Annotated in this window: 2 pseudogenes; one reads left to right on the top strand and one right to left on the bottom strand. The window is 35.6% G+C overall.

From position 1 onward, the window contains the following. Positions 1-997 (top strand): annotated as a pseudogene (locus BABA_RS24415) (IS3-like element ISLla3 family transposase); the annotation flags it as partial. A gap of 52 nt (positions 998-1,049) precedes the next feature. On the opposite strand, the pseudogene BABA_RS24410 reads toward BABA_RS24415, so the two are convergent. Continuing rightward, a pseudogene (locus tag BABA_RS24410) lies at positions 1,050-1,376 on the bottom strand (IS6-like element ISS1A family transposase); the annotation flags it as partial.

Genomic DNA, 1,376 nt, shown 5'->3' with positions numbered 1-1,376 from the left:
CTATGACTCAGAACCCAAATGATTCTCAACGAATTAAAGAACTTGAACAAGAATTACGTTATGCGCAAATTGAGGTAGCTTATTTAAAAGGACTTCGGAGATTGGAGAAAAATGCTCTAATGAACAAAAATCAAGACTCATCTACAGTCTCCGTAAAACCTTCAAACTCAAAGAAATCTTGAAAGTTACAGGATTCCCTAAAGCCACTTATTATTATTGGGTTAACTGTTTTGAACGGGTAAACAAAGATGAGCTTATCGAAAAAGAAATGCTTAAAATACGTCAAGAACATGCCAATGCAGGTTATCGTCCAATGAGTGAATTACTTAAGCAACGTGGCTATCACGTCAACCACAAGAAGGTACAGCGCTTAATGAAGAAGCTAGGGCTTCGTGTGACGTCTTATTGGCACAAATCACGTAAATATAATTCATATAAAGGAAAAGTAGGGACGGTAGCTAAAAATAAATTGCACAGACGATTCAGAACTTCCATTCCTCATCAAAAAATCACAACAGATACGACAGAATTCAAATATTATGAAGATGGAATTCAGAAAAAGTGTTATCTCAATCCTTACATTGATTTATTTAATAGCGAGGTGATTAGTTATCATATCTCTAAACACCCCTCTTATCAATCAATTGATATTGCTCTAAATCAAGCCTTATCTGTGACATCTGATTGTCCTTATCGACGTACTTTCCACTCAGATCAAGGATGGGGATACCAAATGAGAGACTATGTTTCTAAATTAAAATCTCATAGAATTTTTCAGTCTATGAGCCGTAAAGGAAACTGTCATGATAATTCAGTTATGGAGAATTTCTTTGGGCTACTTAAACAAGAAATTTACTACGGACATATCTTCTCGTCTTTCGAAGAACTTGAACAGGTTATTGTAATCTGGATTAGGTACTATAATACAAAACGAATCAAACAAAAATTGAACTGGATGAGTCCAATTCAATTTCGCTTGAATTACCAAAACAATTAAAAAAATCCAAGTATTTCTACTTGGATAAAAAGTCTAACTTTTGGGGTGCACATCAGAGTGTTCCATTTCTTCGGTTCTTTTTATATATTCCTCGAATGGTCTCCATCCCCTTAATCGTGGATGAGGCAGTCCGGAGACTTCGATAAAATTTATTCCGTCGCTTAATTGGTCGATGGTCTTGTTCTATTAAATTGTTAAGATACTTCACAGTTCGATGCTCTGTCTTAGTATATAAACCGTTACTCTGTAACTTTCTAAATGCAGATCCTATAGAGGGTGCTTTATCTGTTACGATGACTCTAGGTTGTCCAAATTGTTTATGGAGTCGCTTTAAGAAAGCATACGCCGCCTGAGTATCTCGTTTCTTTCGTAACCAGAT

The organism is Neobacillus bataviensis LMG 21833, from assembly GCF_000307875.1.
GTDB classification, from domain to species: domain Bacteria; phylum Bacillota; class Bacilli; order Bacillales; family Cytobacillaceae; genus Neobacillus; species Neobacillus bataviensis.
The sequence above is the reverse complement of the archived record's forward strand: the minus strand, read 5'-3'. Positions and strand labels throughout refer to the sequence as shown.